1 protein-coding gene is annotated in these 524 nt (G+C 31.3%); it reads left to right on the forward strand.

Annotated elements, in window-relative coordinates:
- Positions 1-127: 127 nt before the first annotated feature.
- On the forward strand, positions 128-524 hold a 397-nt coding region (locus JQM82_RS16070), incomplete at its 3' end, for a LicD family protein (protein WP_235251425.1).

A 524-nucleotide genomic window follows, 5' to 3' on the forward strand; every position in this document is an offset into this window, starting at 1 on the left:
CTTGATAAGTGGCTTAACATATGTATTGGTTTTCTTACTCTGTTTATGGATTTGGGGAATGAATGATTTGGAAAAAAAATCTGCAAAAGAGATGTCAATAAAATTAAAAAACAGAGGGTAAACAAAGATGAAGGGAACAAATGAACGAATGGAAATGTCAGAAAAAGAAGTACGACAATACCTGTTTCAATTACTTTGCCAATTGCATGATATATGTAAAAAAAATAATATTCAATATTCGCTTGCTCACGGGACGCTTTTAGGTGCAGCAAGACATAAGGGGTTCATTCCATGGGATGATGATATTGATGTAATGATGACGGTTGATAATTATAAAAAATTTATTGAGCTTCCATGCTTCTATAACTCAAATTCGAACGAAAATGTATCATTGTTACATTTTTCAGAAAACGAAATATCAGATTATTATTACCCTTTTTCTAAATTAACAGATTTTTCAACCACCATAGAGACAAGATATCTTCGTGATGAAAATGGATTATGGATAGACATATTTCCTGTTG

The sequence above is a fragment of the Faecalicatena contorta genome (genome assembly GCF_021531995.1).
GTDB lineage: Bacteria > Bacillota > Clostridia > Lachnospirales > Lachnospiraceae > Dorea_A > Dorea_A contorta_A.